Origin of the sequence: Silvanigrella sp., assembly GCF_044369315.1 — a bacterium.
GTDB lineage: Bacteria > Bdellovibrionota_B > Oligoflexia > Silvanigrellales > Silvanigrellaceae > Silvanigrella.
Genome location: NZ_JBIPMD010000035.1, coordinates 1 through 20,645 on the forward strand (window position 1 = coordinate 1; position 20,645 = coordinate 20,645).

At 28.6% G+C, this 20,645-nt stretch carries 21 protein-coding genes; 9 read left to right on the forward strand and 12 right to left on the reverse strand.

The window, feature by feature from the left end; genetic code table 11:
• The first annotated feature begins 101 nt into the window (after positions 1–101).
• The 5 genes from ACIQ56_RS04930 (at position 102) to ACIQ56_RS04950 (ending at position 6,067) form a co-directional block, all read left to right on the forward strand.
• Positions 102–587 (forward strand): hypothetical protein, encoded by a 486-nt coding sequence (locus ACIQ56_RS04930; protein ID WP_397599961.1) that lies wholly within the window; start codon positions 102–104, stop codon positions 585–587.
• 202 nt (positions 588–789) lie between these two features.
• The gene (locus tag ACIQ56_RS04935; protein ID WP_397599962.1) at positions 790–2,280 is read left to right on the forward strand and encodes a leucine-rich repeat domain-containing protein; all 1,491 of its coding nucleotides are present in this window, start codon (positions 790–792) and stop codon (positions 2,278–2,280) included.
• A 133-nt stretch (positions 2,281–2,413) separates the two neighbouring features.
• Positions 2,414–3,742, forward strand: a complete 1,329-nt coding sequence (locus ACIQ56_RS04940; protein WP_397599963.1) for a P-loop NTPase fold protein — start codon at positions 2,414–2,416, stop codon at positions 3,740–3,742.
• A complete protein-coding gene (locus tag ACIQ56_RS04945) occupies positions 3,720–5,066 on the forward strand; it encodes an aspartate aminotransferase family protein (RefSeq protein ID WP_397599964.1) in 1,347 nt (448 codons plus the stop codon). Before ACIQ56_RS04940 ends, ACIQ56_RS04945 begins: the two co-directional genes overlap by 23 nt.
• 35 nt (positions 5,067–5,101) lie before the next feature.
• Entirely contained in the window at positions 5,102–6,067 is a 966-nt protein-coding gene (locus tag ACIQ56_RS04950; protein ID WP_397599965.1) for a sucrase ferredoxin, read from the forward strand.
• Between the two features lie 51 nt (positions 6,068–6,118).
• Here the strand turns inward: ACIQ56_RS04950 and ACIQ56_RS04955 are convergent, their stop codons facing one another.
• A complete protein-coding gene (locus tag ACIQ56_RS04955) occupies positions 6,119–7,027 on the reverse strand; it encodes a hypothetical protein (RefSeq protein ID WP_397599966.1) in 909 nt (302 codons plus the stop codon).
• A 369-nt stretch (positions 7,028–7,396) separates the two neighbouring features.
• Between ACIQ56_RS04955 and ACIQ56_RS04960 the strand changes: the two genes are divergently transcribed.
• Entirely contained in the window at positions 7,397–8,179 is a 783-nt protein-coding gene (locus tag ACIQ56_RS04960) for an ABC transporter ATP-binding protein (RefSeq protein WP_397599967.1), read from the forward strand.
• 1 nt (position 8,180) lies between these two features.
• Here ACIQ56_RS04960 and ACIQ56_RS04965 read toward each other — a convergent pair whose 3' ends face one another.
• From ACIQ56_RS04965 to ACIQ56_RS04990, 6 genes are all read right to left on the reverse strand, one after another.
• The gene (locus tag ACIQ56_RS04965; protein ID WP_397599968.1) at positions 8,181–9,182 is read right to left on the reverse strand and encodes a FecCD family ABC transporter permease; all 1,002 of its coding nucleotides are present in this window, start codon (positions 9,180–9,182) and stop codon (positions 8,181–8,183) included.
• A complete protein-coding gene (locus tag ACIQ56_RS04970) occupies positions 9,175–10,113 on the reverse strand; it encodes a FecCD family ABC transporter permease (RefSeq protein ID WP_397599969.1) in 939 nt (312 codons plus the stop codon). The genes ACIQ56_RS04965 and ACIQ56_RS04970 overlap by 8 nt, the downstream gene beginning before the upstream one ends.
• Positions 10,114–10,168: 55 nt before the next feature.
• Positions 10,169–11,080 (reverse strand): EamA family transporter, encoded by a 912-nt coding sequence (locus ACIQ56_RS04975; protein ID WP_397599970.1) that lies wholly within the window; start codon positions 11,078–11,080, stop codon positions 10,169–10,171.
• Positions 11,071–11,664 carry an NAD/NADP octopine/nopaline dehydrogenase family protein gene (locus tag ACIQ56_RS04980; RefSeq protein ID WP_397599971.1) on the reverse strand — a complete coding sequence of 198 codons (594 nt, stop codon included), beginning with the start codon at positions 11,662–11,664 and terminating at the stop codon, positions 11,071–11,073. The genes ACIQ56_RS04975 and ACIQ56_RS04980 overlap by 10 nt, the downstream gene beginning before the upstream one ends.
• Before the next feature lie 154 nt (positions 11,665–11,818).
• Positions 11,819–12,100, reverse strand: coding sequence for a hypothetical protein (locus tag ACIQ56_RS04985; protein ID WP_397599972.1), 282 nt, complete (start codon positions 12,098–12,100; stop codon positions 11,819–11,821).
• Between the two features lie 49 nt (positions 12,101–12,149).
• Positions 12,150–13,094, reverse strand: a complete 945-nt coding sequence (locus tag ACIQ56_RS04990) for an ABC transporter substrate-binding protein (RefSeq protein WP_397599973.1) — start codon at positions 13,092–13,094, stop codon at positions 12,150–12,152.
• A gap of 186 nt (positions 13,095–13,280) precedes the next feature.
• On the opposite strand from ACIQ56_RS04990, the gene ACIQ56_RS04995 reads away from it, so the two are divergent.
• Positions 13,281–13,862, forward strand: a complete 582-nt coding sequence (locus ACIQ56_RS04995; protein ID WP_397599974.1) for a YceI family protein — start codon at positions 13,281–13,283, stop codon at positions 13,860–13,862.
• 4 nt (positions 13,863–13,866) lie between these two features.
• Here the strand turns inward: ACIQ56_RS04995 and ACIQ56_RS05000 are convergent, their stop codons facing one another.
• The 5 genes from ACIQ56_RS05000 to flgM form a co-directional block, all read right to left on the reverse strand.
• The gene (locus ACIQ56_RS05000; RefSeq protein ID WP_397599975.1) at positions 13,867–14,475 is read right to left on the reverse strand and encodes an NADPH-dependent FMN reductase; all 609 of its coding nucleotides are present in this window, start codon (positions 14,473–14,475) and stop codon (positions 13,867–13,869) included.
• Between the two features lie 80 nt (positions 14,476–14,555).
• Positions 14,556–15,464 (reverse strand): flagellar hook-associated protein FlgL, encoded by a 909-nt coding sequence (gene flgL / locus ACIQ56_RS05005; protein ID WP_397599976.1) that lies wholly within the window; start codon positions 15,462–15,464, stop codon positions 14,556–14,558.
• Positions 15,465–15,479: 15 nt separating this feature from the next.
• On the reverse strand, positions 15,480–16,907 hold the full coding sequence (gene flgK, locus ACIQ56_RS05010; protein WP_397599977.1) for a flagellar hook-associated protein FlgK: 1,428 nt from the start codon (positions 16,905–16,907) through the stop codon (positions 15,480–15,482).
• 9 nt (positions 16,908–16,916) lie between these two features.
• The gene (locus ACIQ56_RS05015) at positions 16,917–17,495 is read right to left on the reverse strand and encodes a hypothetical protein (RefSeq protein ID WP_397599978.1); all 579 of its coding nucleotides are present in this window, start codon (positions 17,493–17,495) and stop codon (positions 16,917–16,919) included.
• Positions 17,496–17,521: 26 nt separating this feature from the next.
• On the reverse strand, positions 17,522–17,887 hold the full coding sequence (gene flgM / locus ACIQ56_RS05020) for a flagellar biosynthesis anti-sigma factor FlgM (protein WP_397599979.1): 366 nt from the start codon (positions 17,885–17,887) through the stop codon (positions 17,522–17,524).
• A 343-nt stretch (positions 17,888–18,230) separates the two neighbouring features.
• On the opposite strand from flgM, the gene ACIQ56_RS05025 reads away from it, so the two are divergent.
• Complete coding sequence (locus tag ACIQ56_RS05025; RefSeq protein ID WP_397599980.1) at positions 18,231–19,967, forward strand: AMP-binding protein; 1,737 nt, start codon at positions 18,231–18,233, stop codon at positions 19,965–19,967.
• Positions 19,968–20,005: 38 nt separating this feature from the next.
• Positions 20,006–20,645, forward strand: a 640-nt coding sequence (locus tag ACIQ56_RS05030) for an SGNH/GDSL hydrolase family protein (RefSeq protein WP_397599981.1), incomplete at its 3' end; no start/stop codon positions are given.

Genomic DNA, 20,645 nt, shown 5'->3' on the forward strand with positions numbered 1-20,645 from the left:
CAATTAATTTGTTACCTTATTAATCGCACTGCTTACTTCCACGCTGATGGCTAATCTTTACGTGGGTGAGATTCGCACTCACTGGTTCTTACGCACTTATCTTGGCGCACCATAAACCAATCATTGTTATTTCTGGTCATGCAGAAAAACAAGAAGCAATTGAGTGTTTAAAATTAGGAACTTTCAACCTATTAGATAAGCCATTGTCTTTTGAGATATTAATACATACGATTCTCCAAGCTCTAACTTTGGAAGAAGTTACTTTAAATAATGAGACTTTAAATCAAGAAAAAGAATTACTATTAAGCTTATTTCAAGAATTTACCAATAAAAATGAGGAAAGAGTTAGTGAAATTGAAAACTTAGTTCTTGAGAAAACAAAATTAATCCAAAGTGATAAAAACATACTTAAAAAATTTTTAGAGCGAATTAGTGAATGCAATCGTATTGATAGAGAAATTGCAAAAACTTATAAGGATATTTCTAGTTTACTGCAAAGACAAAACTCTGTTATTTCAAGAAATATATCCCAAGAATTTTTTGAGAAAAATATGAAATTCAATAAAAGATCAACAAATAAACAATAATTCAAATATATTTAAAATTTTAATTTGTATATTTATTTCATTTGTTTTTTTTTAAGCTTTGTAAATAATCAAAAAATATAATTAAAATTTACAGGAATAATTATAGACTAATTTATAAATTTATGTAAATAAAAGAAAGAAAACTCAAAAATAGGAAAACAATGAGTTTTGTTAATTGATAAATCAGATTCACGGACGAGACATGAATTTAATATTGACTGTTAAAATAACATTAATTATTTTTATATTTTTTTCTTGTGCTAAAAAAAATAATTCTAATATATTAGATTATAATCATTTTCAAAGTGGTAATATCATAAAAATATTAAACAAAGAAAAGTATGACAAATCATTTATTTATATCTCAAAATCAGAAACTTATTTTTTTAATCAGAAAAATATATTTTTTTATGGAAAATATCATGAAAAATTAGGAACTCTGGTTCCATTTGAATCAATCAACTTGTATATTCCTTCTCATATAAACACAAATTTAATTGAAATTTTACCTTCAAAGAATTCTAATGCTTTCTGCCATGACATTAAATTTAAAATAAAAGACAACAAAGTTTATATTTCAAAAAAAATTGGGATCTTAAAAACAATTACAGAATGCAAGTTTAATTTAGGATTATCAAACAACCAAATGTCAAACATTGAATTTAATTTAAAATTTAATTATACCATTTATGATTGGGCTTCAGAATTAGGGAATAATACAGAAGCTCAAAGAACAGCAAAATTTATTTTATCAAAAAAATATGATTTAAATGAAAATGAAATCAATTTAAATCGAACAAAATTAAAAGATTTTTCCCCATTAACTTCATTTTCAAATCTGCAAAAATTAAACTTAGAGGAAAATAAATTACATGATATTGATAAATCCATTTCCTATTTAACTTTATTAAAACATTTAAATTTATCAAAAAATAAATTAGAAAAAATACCAAATAGCATTAAACACTTAAACAAATTAGAGACTCTTAATATTGAAAATAATAAAATATCAAAGATAGAAGTTAACCAAAATGACCTTCAAAATTTAAAAAATTTAAATTTATCATTTAATAATATACAAATTATTAACAAAGAAATAAACAATCTTTTAAAAATTCAGAATCTTAATTTATCATTAAATAAAATAGAAGAAATACCAGATTATATTTCAAGTTTAAAAAATTTAGAGTCATTAAATTTAAATCATAATAAACTTTTATCCATTAATGATAAATTAAAAAAATTAAAATATTTGAATAAAATATCCCTAGAAGGTAACAAAATAAAATCCATTCCTAAATCTATAAATAAATTTAAAAATTTACAATATTTAGATTTATCAAGCAATGATATTAAAAAAATACCATCAACTTTTATTCTTTTAAATCAACTAATATACTTAGACATCTCATTTAATTTTATTGAAATTATACCTGAAAAAATTGACCAATTAGCTCATTTAAAATATTTTATCGCCGAAGGTAATAATATTATAAGAATACCTGAGAACCTTTTAAAAATTGAAAGAATTAAATTAATTAACTTAAAATCAAATGAAATTCATTTAATAAATAAAAATATTTTTAATTACATTATAAATAAACATTCAATATTACTAAATGATAATCCTGGTTATCCTAATTTTGGAAACTCTTCCGCTTTAAATATAACCATCAAAAATATTCGCAGTTAAAAATATTTCATAATTAAAAAATAATGACACTAATAAACCGACATTATTTCTTTCCTTTTTAAAAATTTCCTATAATATAAATTACATAGATTCGTTCCATTTTTTTTTATTTCATAAATTACAGAGGAATGATATGATTGAAGGAAATAAAAGCAAAAGTTCTATTAAAGAATGTTTTATAAATTTCAAAAGAATAGTCTCTAATGATCCTCCTTTACTCAAAATTGTAAAAGAAAAACTAGAGGCTCACGACGGTATAGATGAACATAAAAGTCTAAATTATGATACCATAAAACATCAAATTGATATCTTTATTCGAAAAAATGAAAATCTTATTTTTATTATTGGGCCATGGGGCTCAGGAAAAACGTATTTAATTGAAAAATATTCTCATGAAATCCAAACAGACGGACTCCATTTTGTTAAAAAAAGTTTTTTTGGTATTACCTCCCTCAGTGAAGCTTATATGCATCTTTTAGGCTTTTTTAAAACGGTCCTATTTTTATTTTTTATATATGCTATTATTTATCAATTAGGGTTTTATCACTCTTATTTTTTTGCACCTATTTCTATCATAATTAGTTTAATGCTTCTCACAAATAAATTTAAATTAACTTACTCCTTATACAAATTTATTAGTAGTGGTGTTGATATTTTAATTACAAGTGGATTTCAATTTGCAATTTTGACACGAAAAGTTCTCGACATGAAAGACTTTAACAATTATAAACATAAAGTGTATATTTTAGATGACTTAGATCACAGTTCTCTAAAAGAAGATGATAGATGGGCTTTACTTGCAAATTTATGGAATTTTAATACAACATATATTGTATTGCTTGGTTATTCTGAAAACGAAAGAATAAAAGGCAAAAATAAATTTGAAATAATTGAATTATGTGAAAAACTTGAAGGAAAAATCATTTTTTTACCTATAGCATGGGAAAGAAATGAAGAAATTATGAATCACTATTTATCTCAAATTTTTGAAAACAATAAATTAGAGCATCCTTTAAAATTTCCTACCTGGCTAAATTCCTTTACCCCAAGAGAATTAATTAATATTGCTGATAATTTCAAAATACGATTTGAGGAATATCAATTGAGGCATAAAGGTTATGAAGCCATTGGAGGCGTTTTTTTCAACTGCCTACTTGTTCGAATTATTATTGAAATTTATAGTGAAAAAAAGAATATAGAACAAGATAAAAAAATTTATCTTATTAAAAAAACCGATAATATCATTGCTAAAGATATTACCCGTTTTTATGAATCAGTTGATCACTATTTAAATGAATTTTTATTAAAAAAAATAAATATACTAGATGACAATCAAGCAACAAACAATTATGAAGAAATTTTAAAAGCGATCTTTCTTTTAAAAGAAGAAAAAATGATAGAGTTTTTTGATAAAACCGAACACCTTTGGACTGAGAAAAATGATAAAAAAACAATCACGTAAAGTTACTGACAAACTTCTCTCACGCCTTCAAAAAGTAGAATGCCCTGATACCACATTTTTTGGTGAGCGTTTTCCCATTGTCATGAAACGTGGCAATGGAATGTTTGTTCATGACATTGATAAAAATCGCTATATCGATTTCACGGCTTGTTTTGGAGTTTTAGCATTAGGCCATAGTCCTAAAGTAACAATTCAAGCCATTCGGAAACAATGTTCTCAATTAATTCATGGAATGGGAGATGTACACCCGACTCTCCCAAAAATTAAATTATTAGAAATTTTAGCTGAAATATCACCCTACAAAAATGCAAAATCTTTATTAGGTCAAAGTGGTGGTGATGCAATAGAAAATGCTCTAAAGACAGCAATGCTTGCCACAAATAGATGTCGCTTTTTATCTTTTGCAGGTGGCTATCATGGACTTCAGTTTGCTCCTCTGACCTTAAATCATAGAGAAGATTTTACAAAAGGATTTGAAACTTGGGTAAAAGATAAAAGTGTTTGTTTGCCATTTCCATATTTTCCAAGCGATATCAGCTCAGATAATAAAATTTTAGATGCAAATATGCTGAAAAAGAAACATCAGCTTTTTTCTCCGGAAGATGTGCTTGAGCTTCTTGAAAAAGAATTAAAGAAAAAAGAATTTGCTGCTCTTGTCTTGGAACCTTATCAAGGTCGCGGTGGAAAAAGAGGTTTTACTTCTGAATTTATGAAAAATTGCCAAACATTATGCAAAAAATATGGAACATTACTTATTTTTGACGAAATATATACTGGATTTGGAAGAACAGGAAAAATGTTTGCTTTAGAGCATTATAATGTAATTCCCGATCTTCTTTGTGTAGGAAAAGCAATGGGAGGCGGTTTGCCTATTAGTGCTTGCATTGGAGATATGATGGATGTTTGGGAAAAGTCGAAAGGGGAAGCACGACAAACACAAACATTTTTAGGCCATCCTTTAGCATGTTCCGTTGCTTACGAAACAATTAAATATATACAAAAATATTTGCCTATTTTTCAAAAGGAAATGGTAAATATTGATAATGCTTTTTATAAATTTAAAGAGAATATGGAATTAAAAGCGTTATCTCAAAAATTTCCTTTTGAAATTCGTGGAAAAGGTTTTATGAAAGGGATTTGGTTTTATTCACAGGAAGAAGGCTTTTGTGTTTCTTTAATGGAAAATTTATTAGAAAATGGATTTATTGTTCTTCCCGAAGGGCCAAGAGCTGACGTTTTATCGTTAACACCTCCACTCATTGCAAATGCAGGACAATATAATAAAATCTTAAATTCTATTATATCAATTCTAGAAAATAAATAATTTTCATTTAAATATTTATTAAAAATGGAGTCAAAATGGATATTGAAAATGAGTGCTCAACATTAACAAAATTTAGTGATGAAAATATTATTTGTTCGGTTTCAAAATTAGATGTTCAAATTGCAATTGAACTGGAAGAACCCTGGGATTCTATCCCTATAAAATCTATTCATTATCCAAATTCTTTGCAAATGTTACTTCCGCAATTAACAAAAAATAAAATAGAGTTTGGAATAAATTATTTTGCAAAAAGTGAATATTCTATTCAAGATCATACTAAAATTTTTATTTTTAAAAAAAATCAGAATGAATTTGATCCCTATATAAAATTGGAAATCTCATTACCTAATGAAGAATTAATTCATTTAGGATCGTATATTATAAATTATTTATCGGGAAATAATGAAACTTTTGATAAATGGAAACAAACAGATAGGCAAAATAAAAACGAAATATTTATTTGTATTCATGGAAAAAGAGACCTCTGTTGTGGAAAATATGGTTTGAATATTTACAATGAGTTTTTTTCCAAAATCGAAAAAAATAAACTAAATTTTAGAGTTTGGAAATCCACACACATTGGCGGTCACAGATATGCTCCCACATTTTATGAAGCACCTGCCATGCGTTGGTATGGACTTTTTCATGCTAATGATGTGCAAACTTATTTAAATCGAAATTTAAATGAATTTAAAGTAAGTAACAATTATCGTGGTATGAGTGGAATATCAAATAAATATGCTCTATTAACTGAAAATGAATTATTTAAGAGTTATTCATGGGAGTGGTTGAAAGCTACCGATAAAAAATATGAAATTATCTCTTTAGGGGATCAGGAACTAACAGAAGTACATTTTTACTTTAGATTAAACTCAAATTCAAATTTAATAAAAAAAGTTTTTAAAATTGAATTTTTGAGAATAATTGAAGGAAAATCAAGCTGTAACTCAACCGATACAAAATCTGTAAAGCAATATTCTGTGACAGAGTTGTCTCTCTGACTCCATATTGCTTTAAAATAATTTTTTTTATGGCAAACAAAATTATATTATTTATATTTTAAAGCCTATATTTATACCAAATCTTATAGAGCTTTCCGTTCTACCAGCATCTAAAATGAGAGAGAATGCTTTGTATTCATATCCTGCTCTTACTTCGCCACCTAAATCACGACCCGATTGTCCTTTTTCATTTGTAACAGCACCTGCTAGCCCTCTTATTCCAATTAAAAAACCAGAATTTGTTAAATAAACACCTGGAGCGGCATAATATGTGTAAAGATTTAAAACATGATCACCTGTTACATTTGTTAAAACATTCCCTTGTGCTGCCAATTCATATCGTAACAAATTATTTTGTTGATATTGAAGACCATCTTCAGCTCCCGTAGCGAGATAAGGAGCGTGAATATCGTATGTATAATAGTCTCTAGCAACTCTTAAGGAAAAATTTGAATAAAATTTATTATGATTGTTATTTGATTGAACTTCTTCTTTTACAGGCTCAATTTCTTTGGCTATATTCTCAATCGGTTTTTCAACTGGTTTTTCTTCTTTTTGTGTTTCTCCTACCTTAGGAGTTTCTGTTTCTTTTTGAGAAACCGCGGTTAAATGAATGATTCCAGAACGTCCATATTCTTCATTCATTCCTAAAGAAGACGAAGCTATTTTTACATTTGGAATTTCTTTGCTAATATATTGATTCAAAACTTCGGAACGTTTATCTGTTAATTTTTTATTATATAAACTAGAACCACCTTTGCTTGCTGAAGCAATAATTTCAATGTTTTTAATGTCTTTATTATTTGTTGAATGATCTAGACAATTCTTTAATTCTTTTTCATTAAAGGTTGTTTTGTTAAAATCAAATTGAACTTTGCATGTTATACTATTAGTATCTAAAGCAAAAGTTGGAGTAGAAAAGTAAATTGAGCACCCAAGTGCAAAATATATATTTTTCATTTGTTTTTCCTTAATGTTATATTAATTAAAAATTATTTATAACTAAAAATTCCAGATAAAGAATAGGAAATTCTATTCTAAAATATATTTAAAATTCAAATTTGATTTTTTGTCAATTTGACTTTGTGTCCGTTAAATAGATTCATATAGATAACAGGAATGATATTAAAATTTAATTAAATTTTAATGACGGATTCGAATGACAAACTCGATAAAAAGTTTATCTAAACCATTATTTATTTTATGAATAGAATTTTTTTTTGATCTTAAATTGGATTTATTTTACTTGAAAAATATTTTTAAACCGATATCATGAAGATGATAATAATAATTGTTATCATCTTCATTCTATACAAAAGAGCAAAAAAAATGATAGATATTTCCTTACAAAACTTAAATATTTCTTATGGAAAAGAAGACATCATATCCAATGTAAATTTGACTTTTATAAAAGAAAAAATGACTTCCATCATTGGCCCCAATGGTTCAGGAAAATCAACTCTGCTAAAAGCAATTTCAGGAATAATCAAAACAAATCAGGGCAAAATTTTAATCAATCACAAACTTATTAATAGTTACAATAAAAAAAATTTAGCTCAAAAAATATCGAGTTTACCACAATCACCTGAAAGTCCTAAAGATATCACAGTAAGACAACTAGTGTCTTATGGAAGGTATGCCTATCAATCTCTTTTTAAAAAAAATAAAATTGAAAATGAGAAAATGGTGGAATGGGCTCTTAAAGTTACAGGCCTGAATGAACTATCAGAACATTATATGGATGAATTATCAGGAGGACAAAAACAAAGAGCATGGATTGCAATGTCTATTGCACAAAATAGTGATTGTTTATTTTTAGATGAATTAACAACATATTTAGATATTAAACATCAATTAGAAATTCTTGAATTATTAAAAAATTTAAATAAAAAAGAAAAAAAGACAATTATCATGGTTCATCACGATTTAAACCATGCCATCCGCTACTCCGATTACATTGTGATTATAAAAAAAGGGAAAATTATTGCACATGAAAATATTGAGACTATTATAAAAAATAAAGTTTTAAATAATGTCTTTCAAGTAAATTTTAAAATATTAAGAGATGAAAAAAACAATCCCATTATTTTTTCTGATGGAATTTTAAATTAATTTAAATGTGATTTCTCATTTTTTTCATTAAATAAATAAAATAAGGAACTCCGATAATTATTGTAATTAGTCCAGCAGGAATTTCATAAGGTGGAAATAAAACTCTTGCTAAAAAATCGGAAAAAACTGTTAACACAGCCCCAATGAGTGCTGAACCGAATAAATTAAATTTATGAAAGCTACCAAATAATATTTTTGAAATATTTGGAGAAATTAAACCAACAAATCCTAGGCTCCCACAACCACTTACCGCAACCGATGCCAATGCCAAAGAGATAAAAATAATAATTATTTTCCATTTTGTAATGTGGAAACCAATACTATTTGAAACATCTTCATTTAAAAGAAGGACATCAAGCTTTTTATGCAAAAAAAAGGAAATAATAATAAGAAATAAAGAGGGGATAAATATAGAATATACTGTATCCCAACTTACCAAATATAACGTACCTGTTATAAAAGAAAAAAATGCACTTTGTTTTTCATCGGATTGCATAATTAAAAATTGGCAAAGAGCTTTAAATAAAACACCAATGGCAATACCGACAATAATCAATTTGGCATGATAAATTTTTTTATTTTCAATAGATGCAAAAATAGCAATTAAAAATCCAGATAATGCGCCTATAAAAGAAGATATTAAAAAAGACATATGAATAAATTTATATAAAAACGTTGAAAATAATAAAATACAAAAAGAGCACGCCGAATTGATACCTAAAATATCGGGAGCAGCCATTGGGTTTCTAAAAACAGTTTGTAGTAAACTTCCCGATAAAGCAAATGCAGCTCCACACAAAGCGCCAGCAATGATGCGAGGTAATCTTACATCATATATAATAAATTGGTTTTCAAACTCTAAATTTTTTTTAAAAATAGCGTCATAAAGATGAATATACGAATAATTTGTAATTCCAAATTTTAAAGAAAAATAACAAAGCAACAATAAAAACAATAAAATATAAAATAATATATAATTTTTATTCATTAAATATTTATACATTTATTATTTTCTTTCTCAACTTTGATGAAAATATCAATATAGGAGCTCCTAAAATAGATATAAATAGACCAATTGCGACTTCCTTATCGTGAAATAATAGTCTCATTAAGACATCTGAAGTTAACATAAAATTTGCACCAAAAATGATCACAGTGGGAGCCAATATAAAAGGGTTTTCTCCCACAATTATTTTTGAAAAATGATTTACGATTAATGGAAAAAATAGAATAGGTCCAATCATTGATACAGAAAAAGAGCACATCATTACAACAATAATAAGAAAAAATAAAATAAATTTTTTGACATTTAAACCTAAAGAGGAAGCAACTTGCTCACCTAAACTTAAAATATGTATTTTTTTTAAATTTAACAAAATAAGAAATAAACAAAGAATTAAAACAGGAAAATGATATTTGAGAAGTTCCCATGAGGAACTTGATAAAGAACCATTGATATTAATTAAAATAACACCAGATCGAGTTGGCAAGAAAATAAGAATAGCCTGAGTTAATGCATAAAATAAAGCATTAATGGCTTGTCCTGCTAAAATCAATCGAATAGGTGAATATCCAATAGATGAAGTTATAATATAAATAAAAAATGCTGCTAATACTCCGCCCAATAAAGAAAAAGTCATATAAATAGGAATGGCACAAAAAGGAAACAGAGCAAGAATCACCACAATTCCAAACCCAGCACCCTGATTGATACCTAATAAACTTGGGCAGGCTAAAGGATTTTTAGTGATAAATTGTAAAATCATTCCAGATAAAGCAAGCAAAGAACCTGTTAGAAAAGCTGTGATGGTTCTTGGCAAACGGGTTTCAAAAATAATCCGATGATAAATGGTATCAGAAGAAAAAAATAATCCTTCTATTACATGATAAAATGATATTTTTAAAGGACCTACAGTTAATGAATAAAAAAACAAAAAAGCGCTAAATACAAAAGATAAAATTAGGATAAGGTAAAATTTATATTTCATATTATATAAAGCTTGCTAAAGATAATCCTAAACACAATAAAAAGACTGAAAACTTTTGAAAAAGAGACAATCTTTCTTTATGTAAAAAATAGGATAATAATACAATAATCAAACTTCGTGCAGAAAAAATAAGAGCTACCAAACTGGTTGGCCCTGTTAATAATGCTTTTGAATACAAATAAAGCCCTAATCCAGAGCATATTCCAGTAATAAGTCCATAATAAATTCCATTTAAGTTATTTTCTTTTTTCATCTGCAATAATAATTTTTTAAATTCTATTTTGTTACTTGTATCACTTTTTAAATTTAAATTTTTTATTTCCTTTTTAAATAAAATTACGCCTGAAAAAATCAAACATAAAAAATAAGAGTAGAGTAAAATTTGGGTATTATTTATATTTAATTCTTGTGTTATTTTTAAGCCACCCTCTCTTAAAAATAAAAATGTCGACCCTAATATAACACATATAAACCAATTTTTATTTTTTATAACTAAGTTTTCATTTGGGTCAATTTTAACAATTATAATTGCTATAAATAACGTTAAAATAATTAAAATCTTAATTAAATTTAACTCTTCTCCATAAATAAACACTGACATTAATATGATAAAGGGCAAATTTAAATTTAACATAGGGGCGGTTAAACTTGCAGGCCCAAGTTCTAACGCTTTAATTACAAACCAATTGCCAAAAAATGATCCTAGTGCAATTAAAACGGACCATAAAAATACATGATAGCTATAAATAAAATCAATTACAGAAAAAGATTGGTATAAAAAAAACAAACTTCCTGAAAAATAAAGTCCAAATAAAATATATTGATCTGGACATTTTTTTATCGTAGCTGATTTCATTAATACGCTAGCTATTCCAAATATAATTGAACTAAAAATAGCAAGAACTATCCACATGAATGAAATTCTTTCAATTGAAGATCCGTAATGATACGTCCTTTTTCATAATATTTTGTTTTGTTCATTGTAGATGTGATTTCAATAATATTTTTCATAGATGTTGCTTGATATCCTAATCGTTCTCCCAGACTATACCAAGGAACTAAAGAATAAGGAACATCCTCAGAAACGTAACGATGTGAAATGGAATCTGGGCAAAATGTTTTTTTATTATGAATAGGAGATAATTTGTAAAAATCATAAATACTTGTAAATGAAAGATCGTAGTAACTATTCATCACCTCATAAAAGGGAGGTAAATTTAAGCCTAGCTTTTGTCCAATTAAAATTCTTTCATTGTCTAATACATCGAGAAACTGAGCTGTTTCTTTTGTAATACCCTCTTTGTAGAAATAAAATTCTTGCTGATTTCCTATCCGCCCTGCATTAAAAACCACATTTGCAGGATGAGTTATTCCACAAGGATCATAAAGTCCAGCCTCAATAAAACTTGACATAATTTCTAATTTACTAGGAAAAAATGATTTAATAATGTCATTTATTTCAAAAGCAATTGATTCATTAAAAGAGGCGATCCCCATTTTTGTTTTCACAGATACAATGTTTGCATTTGAAGGACTTTCCGATCGGCAGGCATATGGAAAAGAAGTAACATCAGCAATGATAATATTTTTTTCCCAACCGGAACGATTTAAAATTTCTTTTTGATAAATACCCGAAAATTGGCCTGATAAATTAATGACAATATGATTTTCCTTTAAAAGGGAGCATGTTTATAAAAATAGATTCATGAGCAACTACAGGCAAACAAATAAAAACAATGTCTGTTTGATTTAATACGGCAGCAAGATCATTTGAAACGAGATTGATTTTTCCAAAGCCATGGACAGTCCCAAAGCACTCGACACCCCCTCTTTTTTTTACTTCCTGAAATCCACCTAAATGATTTGGATGAGCATATAAGTTTACATTAAGTCCCAATAAGGACAAATGTCCAGCTAAAGCCTGCCCCCCCATTTCCACAACCAATAATTGCAACTTTATTCATATTTTTTCCTGATTAAAACTAATTATTTTTTATGTTATGGTTCTGTGGCTTTGACTCTAAAAATCCTGTTTCTTTAGCTTCTTTGTACATAATTTCCATTGCTTCAATACCATGAGTTTTTGCCCAGATATTTCTATCTAAGAAATAAACTTGATTTTCTTTAACAGCACGCAAATCATTCCATAGTGGATTTTTTGAAAGTTTTTCAAAAGGTTCTTTGTTTCCATCTGTTAGAAGAATTGCAATTTGATCAGGGTCTTTGCTTAATACACCCTCAACCGTCATTTCAATTCTATGCATCACATTTGTTTCTTTAACTAAATTTTCTTTATTAAGCTCTTTTAATATAGGTGTTGCTATGGCATTTGCACTTAATACTCTAAAAATCCCACTTGGCGTAACAAATCCCATTAAGATTGTTTTTTTAGGAGACTGTTGAGCTACAGCAATGGCATCATTTCGAATCGTTTCATAATGCTTAATTATAGAAGGAACTTTTTTTTCTGTATCTGTAATTTTTGCTAAGATTTTAAGATTTTTAATTTGTTCCTTTGGATCGCCTAAAATTCCATTTAATAAAACAGTAGGTGCAATTTTATTTAATTGAGGAAGAATATTTGTTACAAATGATGCGTCTCCTATAATAAGATCTGGTTTTAATTTTGCAATTGCTTCTAGGCTTGGCTCATCTCTTGTTCCAACACCAGGAATGTCTTTAATAAAATTTTGAAGGTGCGCTGGATCTTGGCCTTCGGTATTGTCGCTTTTACCAATTCCAACAGGCTTTACACCTAATAATTTCAGTTCATCTAAAATTCCAAACTCGAGGACAATAATTCTTTCTGGTTTTTTGTTTAACTTTACAGAACCATTTTCAGCTTTGATAGAAAGTGGGAAGGGCGCACTGTAACTCGCCGTTGCGATGAAAAGAGAAGCAAGAACGATGAAAATTCCTTTTTTCATTATAACCTCTTGATATATTTGCAATTACTAATATGATAGTGATTATCAATATCATATTGACTTTTTAATAATTTACTTAAAAAAAATGTCAAATAACAAAGAGAATGATTTTTTTATTGATTTCATGATTTTTAATAAAAAAAATTTTATAATTTTAAATGTATTTCTAATAGAAGGATTTTCTCAATGAATATATTTCATGTTTTAAAAATAATCATCTTGTCCATTTGTGTTTTTTTATTTACTTTAGCATACTCTGACAATATTAAAGAAACAGAATATCAATTAGACAAAACTCAATCTGAAATAAAATTTAAAATTAAAAATTTTGGACTTCTTACCGTTGAAGGCAAATTTGAAGAATTTTCTGGATCCATAAAAATGGCTACTGATTTTGAAAAATCACAAGTAAACGCAAATGTGAATATTTCTTCTATTAATACAGAAAATAAATCTCGCGATGAACATTTAAGAAGTAAAGATTTTTTTGAGACATCAAAATATCCTCTTATGGTTTTTAAAAGTACAAATATTAAAGGAAACATAGAAAACTTTAAAATGGAAGGAGATTTGACAATCAAGGGTATTACAAAAAAGGTAACATTTGATTGTAAGTCTTCTGCAACAAATACAAAAGAAGATACAGCAAAACAATCGGAAATTTTTAATGCAGAAGCAATAATAAACAGAAAAGATTTCTCAATAGAACACGGTTCAACTATTGGTGATGAAGTTAAAATTTATTTAAAAATAAAACCAGAAAAATAATTTTTTACATTCCATTTGGAAACGTTTTATGATCTATTTTATCACTTTCACGTACCAACTTTAATGCTTTTGAATATTCTAATAATATATTTAATGCATATGATATTCTACTGCGAATTGCTTCGTCTGCAGGATTTTCTGGAGCCTCAAAGTTTAAAACATGAGTACAATCTCTAATAATTAAATGTTCTGGGATATAACAAAGTCTAGAATTTTTAAACCCGCTCGTTCTCAATTCATTTACAGGATATGATCCGCTTATACCAGCAGAAACAGAAACAATTAAACCAGGTTTATGTCCAAATTCTTTTACAGAACTTAACAATAATAAATTTTTTAGCCCAGCTGGAACCATACCGTGCCATTCCGGAGAAATAATAATAATGCCATCACATGATTGTAATTCACTAGAAATTGGTTGCCAAATTTTTTTCCAATTAGGGTCTTCTGGATTGAAAAAGTCTTCGTCCATTAAAGGAATTGGATTTTCTGATAAGGATAAAGAATAAGTTGAAACTGAAAATTTTAAATTTAATTCTTTTATTAAATATTTAGAAATTTTTTCTGATTGAGAATTTTTTCTATGACTGCCTGAAATAATAGCTAATTTCATTCGAACTCCATTTATTTTTCAAAGGAATTTTAGTTATAAATTTAAAAAAATGAATTATAACATTTTGAGAGCATATAAGATTATTTTAGAAATTCAAGTAAGGAAGGAGTTAGCATTTTTGAGCTTGCTTGTAACGTAAAATTTAAAGCATTTTCCGCTCTTTTTAAATCCAAAGCAGATTTTACCATATCTGCTCCTTCTAAATTATTATTATCGTTATGCAGCTGAGACTCGCCGCGATCGAGTCTTTCTGAAACATCTTCTAAGGCAACTCTTCGCGCACCAAGAGATGCAGTTGCCGTAACAACAGAGTTCATAGCGGCATCAAGATCGACCATGGACTGATGCAATTTATCTCGATCCCAAGCAAATAAAGAGTCATACATGTTTTCTAGAATGTTTACTAAAGGAGGTCTTTTTCCTTCTAATCCTCCTGGTACATCAAAAACGGTTCTTCCATTTACATTGATTGGACGAAAACTATCTTCATCTACCTGAACGAAAATATAACCATCATCACCCAAGTAATGTCCATCTGGAGAAACAGGAGGTTGTGTTGTTTGAAATCCTCCAAAAACATATTTATCACTATAAGTTGTGTTACCTAATATAATAACATGATTTAAAATTTGTCGAACTTCTTCTGCTACTGCTTTACGTGAAGGTTCATCATAAATATTATTTGATTGTTGAATAGAAAGTTCTTTTGCTCTTATTAAAGAATCATAAATTGAGGTTAAAGCATCTTCTGTCTTTGCCAAAAATCCTCTACCAAAATCTAAAGATTTCCGATATTGATCTAGATTTGTGATACGTGTTCTATTACGTAATACTCGAATTGTAGCAACAGGATCGTCACTAATTCTTTTTAATTTTCTTCCAGAAATTGCGGTATCATTTACATCATCCGCTATATTTTTTACATTACCAATACGATCAAGAGTTGTTCCATATCTATATTGCTCTGAGATACGAGGATTTATTGCCATAATATCACCTCATAATTAACGTTTTAAATCCAACACAGTTTTATACATTTCATCTGCTGTTGTGATAACTTTCGAACTTGCAGTAAATAAATGTTGATATTTTAATAAATTGGCAGCTTCATCATCTAAAGAAACACCTGCAACACTTTCTCTTTGAGCTTTTAAACGATCATAAATAATTTGCGAAGCTGTTGCATCTTCTTTTGTTTTTAACGCCGCAATTCCAAGTTTACTTATCATTTTATCGTAAACACCAGTTACTGTTGTTGTGTTGTCATCATATAAAGGCTCATAAAATAACTTAACAAGCTTATTTGAAACAACGTTATCTCCAGGTGAAGTAGTAGACATTGCAGCACCAATTGCATTTGGATTATAAACAATTCCTAAGGAAACTTCGATGTCTTGCGCAGGTTCCCCAGGACCGTCTAATCCTTCAAAAAAATCTCTACCATTAATATCTCGCATGTCATTAATTCCGTAACCTTTAACATGTATTTCATTAAATGATTCGGCAAAGCCCTTGGCAAGTGTATTGACTTCATCTCTTAATCCTTGGGCATATTTATCTCGAATTTGTAATAAAGCACCCATTTTACTTGTTTTAATATTATGAGTCATATCAAAGTAACGTTCTTTATTAAATTCAGAAACAACAACATTTGGCATATGATTTACAGTATAAGTATCTTCCATCATAAAACGCGATGCTAAATTTCCTTCAACTAACAAACATTCCGCAGGTCCACGAACTGTATATTGATCATTATTGTCTTTATAAACATTGATATCTACAATATTTCCAATTTCTTTAATTAATTTATCGCGTCTGTCCTCTAAGTCATTTACGTCAGATAAATTGCCCGCACCCATTTCTCGAATTTGCCCATTTAATTTTGCTACTTCTGCAATTTTTTGATTTACAAGATTGATATTTTGTCTAATTTCTTCATTCGCATCTGTTTGCACTTGCACAATATTGGCATGGGTTGAATTAAAAGATTGGCATAATCCTTTTCCACTTTCTATCATATTAATGCGAACAGAAGGCTCTTCAGGATAATTAGAAAGCTCCCGAATAGAATTTGTAAAACTTGTAAAACGATCCCGAATGGTAGAAGTTAAATCTGGATTAAAAAAACTTTCAAGCTTTTTTAATCCTTCTGATAATGTTTCTGTTCTGCTTTGTACTTGAACTTCTCTTCTTAATTGTCCTTCAATAAATTTATCATGAGAACGTCTAATATTTTGAATACGAGACCCATCACCAAATATTTGCATTCCATATTGAATGGGCCATTTTGTTTCTAAGTTAACTTGTTGGCGGCTATATCCTGGAGTTTGTGCATTCGAAATATTGTGTCCTGTTACGTCAACCCCAACTCTAGAGTTTTGTAAGGACTCGCTTCCCATATTTAGTATGTGGTTTAAAGTAGCAACCATTTTTTACCTTTACGCTTTTACGCGCATAGAAGAGAGCCCATTATTTTTATTTGTTAATGATTGAGCTTTACCGAGGGAATCATAGTTCATTCCAACTTCTGCTTCGGATTGAAATAAACTTATAGATAAAGAAACATTTTTCATTAGTTTCTTTAAAATAGCTTGATTTCTATATATTCTTGGATAAACAACTTCAAATGATTTTTCAAATTCAGTTGAAATTTCATTAAATATAGTTTCTTGTTCAAGTAATTTATTATATATGACTTCACCAACCAACGTTTTTATATTTTTTATATAGGTTGAAAAAGTAAATTTAAATAATTTTAAAGAAAGATTTTGTCCTCTGGGATCAAAAGCCATCATGTAACAAATTTTTTTCAGCACGATGACTCTTCTTTCTTCTAAAGATTGAGCTATACGGGAATGCTGATCTTTTATGATTACCATTCTTTCTAAAGATGCTAAATCATAATTTGAAATAGCAATTTCTTCTTCATCTAAAATAGGTAAAAATTCTAAATAAGATTGAATTTGTTTTCTTAAAATATCATTAAATTGTATAATTAAATTTAATAGCTCTTCCATTTTTTCTTATCACTTTGCAATTTAAATTATCTTAAAACAATACCTGGATCGCGTGCGATTTCATCTCTCATTGCTTCTTGAACAATTGCATTTGCTATTTTTTCAGAATCTGCTTTGTATTCGCCTTTATCAATTAAATCTCTAAACTGTGCTATTTTATCTTCACGAACATCGGGTGTTTCTTCAGCTACTTTCTTAGCCATGCTCATTTCTTTTGCACGCTGAGAAATTTGAACATTTGCCGCTTCTTTTACAGAAGGAGGATTCCCCGCTTTTGCATAGGCTGCAGCCGCATTTTTGGGAGATGCTTTTTCTGTTTTTCCGGTATCTGATGTTTGAATCGTGTTAGGATTCACCACATTTGGGGAGTTTTTTACATTATTAACGCTCATGATGACACTCCTATTAAAAGGTTTGATTTAGAGTAACTTTATTTTAGAAAACTTTAGAGGCAAAATAAGACTTTCTTGTCAAAAAATTATTCAATTTAGGTAACATTATCCTTGCTACAAAATATCAAATAATAAAAGCTTCGAAATAGGAAAAAAAGTTTTGTTTTGAAAAAAATTTTAAATATCACAAATTTAATAATTATAATATTTTAAAAATCTACTTCATAAATAAACAATTTTTTCTAAATCAAAAATAGGAAAAGATATAATATTTGAACATTGAAATTGACGTTTCTACATGTTTCTATACAATCCGCCTAAAGTTGAATAGAGGAGAGCTGAAATGGTGGATCGTAAGATAGAATGCAAAGAACGTCCCTGGCAGTCGCACTATGGAGCAGGAACAAACCTAGAGCTTGCAAATTTCGAATTTTTAAACTTAGCTGATATGGTAACAAAATCATCAGTTAAATGGAAAGATAAAATCGCATGCAGCATGATCTTACCAAATGGCATGGAAGGCAAACTCAGCTTTAGTGATGTTGAAATTTATTCCGATGCTTTTGCTATTTATTTAAGAGAAGAATTAAAAATATCCACTGGCGATAGAGTCGCCATTCAAATGCCAAATTGTTTATCTTATACCATTGCTGTATTTGGAATTTTTAAAGCGGGCGCTGTGGTTGTTAATGCAAATCCTTTATATACCGCTTATGAAATGCAACATCAATTTAAAGATAGTGGTGCAAAAGCACTCATTATTATTGATATGTTTGCAGACAAATTAAAAGAAGTTGTTCCTAACACAAATCTTGAAACTATTTTATTAGTTAGCGTCGCCGATTTTTTTCCATTTATAAAAAAGACTATTGTTAAAACAGTTTTAAAGTATGTAAAAAAACAAGTGCCAAATTGTGAAGTTTATTCTACCTCATTTACAAATGCTGTTAATTTAGGACTAAGCCTTCAAGGCTCTAAGAAATTAAATCCTTATAAATATTGGAACTCTGTTACTTTAGATGATTTAGCAGCACTGCAATATACTGGAGGGACAACTGGTGTTAGCAAAGGAGCGATGCTGACACACAGAAACTTAATGGCAAATATGTATCAAATAGTTGAAATGGGCAAAGCTAAAATAGTGCCTGGTAATGAACAGCTTTTATCTGTGCTTCCTTTATATCATATATTTGCCTTTACTGTGAACTTACTGACTTTTTATTATTGCGGTGGAGAAAGTGTTCTTATTCCTAACCCAAGACCACTTACAAACATAAAAAAAGCATTTGAAATAAAAAATATCACCTGGATTTCTGGTGTAAATACATTGTTTAATGGATTATTAAATGAAAAATGGTTTTCAGAAAACCCACCAAAATATTTAAAAGCATCTATTGCTGGAGGAGCTGCGCTTCATAAAGCAGTTTCTGAAAGATGGGACAGCGTAACAAAAACAAAAGTGGTGGAAGGATTTGGTTTAACAGAAGCTTCTCCTGTTGTTACTTTTAATCCAATTAATGGTGTTATCAAATTTGATACCGTGGGAGTTCCTGTTCCTAGCACGGAAGTTGTTATGTTAAACGAAGAGGGAATCCCTGTTGCTTTAGGTGAAACAGGTGAAATTGCCGTAAGAGGCCCTCAGGTCATGAAAGGTTATTGGCAACGACCTGAAGAAACTTCTAAATGTTTAAAAGAAGATTGGCTTCTTACTGGGGACATTGGAGTCATGGATCCTGATGGCTATATTAAAATTGTGGATCGTAAAAAAGATATGATTTTAGTAAGTGGTTTTAATGTTTATCCAAATGAAGTAGAAGACTGTATTGCAAAACTTGCTGGTGTGGGAGAAGTTGCGGTCATTGGAATTCCAAGCGATAAAACAAGCGAAGCGGTGAAAGCCTACATTGTCAGAAAAGATCAAACATTGACAGCTGAAAAAATAATTGAACATTGCCATAAATTCATGACTCATTATAAAGTTCCAAAACTCATAGAATTTAGAAATGAGCTCCCTAAAACTCCAATCGGAAAAATTTTAAGAAAAAACCTAAGAGAAGAAGCACTCAAAACAATTAAATGATATTTTAATACAAATAAATATTTTTTTGTGGAGTGAATATGCCTTTTCCTTTTAAAGCAATTTTTATTTCTGTTTCCTTATTTGCTTTTTCTCCTTTAAAAGCCTCTGAAGCAAATGCAGGTTTTAAAAATATTGTCGTCTTTGGCGACAGCTTGTCTGATAATGGAAATTATTTAAAGGCTTCTAAAACATCGGATAAACCTATGCCCTTACCTCCTTACTTTGAAGGACGAGCAAGCAATGGGATGGTCTGGATTGAATATCTTTCTCGTTCCTTAAAAACAAATTTAATGGATTTTGCCTATATTGGTGCATTGACTTCGGGAAACAACCCACGTTATCCCGCCGCTGTAGATGTATTAACTCAAATCGATCAATTTATTAAAAATCAAAATGGAAAAAAAATAGAAGGGAAAGATACTCTATTTGTTGTTTGGGCAGGTGCAAATAATATATTTACAATGGATTTTAAAAAACCAGTGCAAACATTTAAATCACTCTGGAACCTTTCTGGTGATCTCATGAAAGGAATTCAAATTTTAAAAGAGAATGGCGCTCAAAATATTTTTATTGCAAATCTCCCTGATTTAGGAAAAATTGCTTTAACAAATGATGTTGAAAGCTTTAAAAATATGAAATGGGTTTTAAGCTCTATTATAAAAATGGAAAACTATGCAA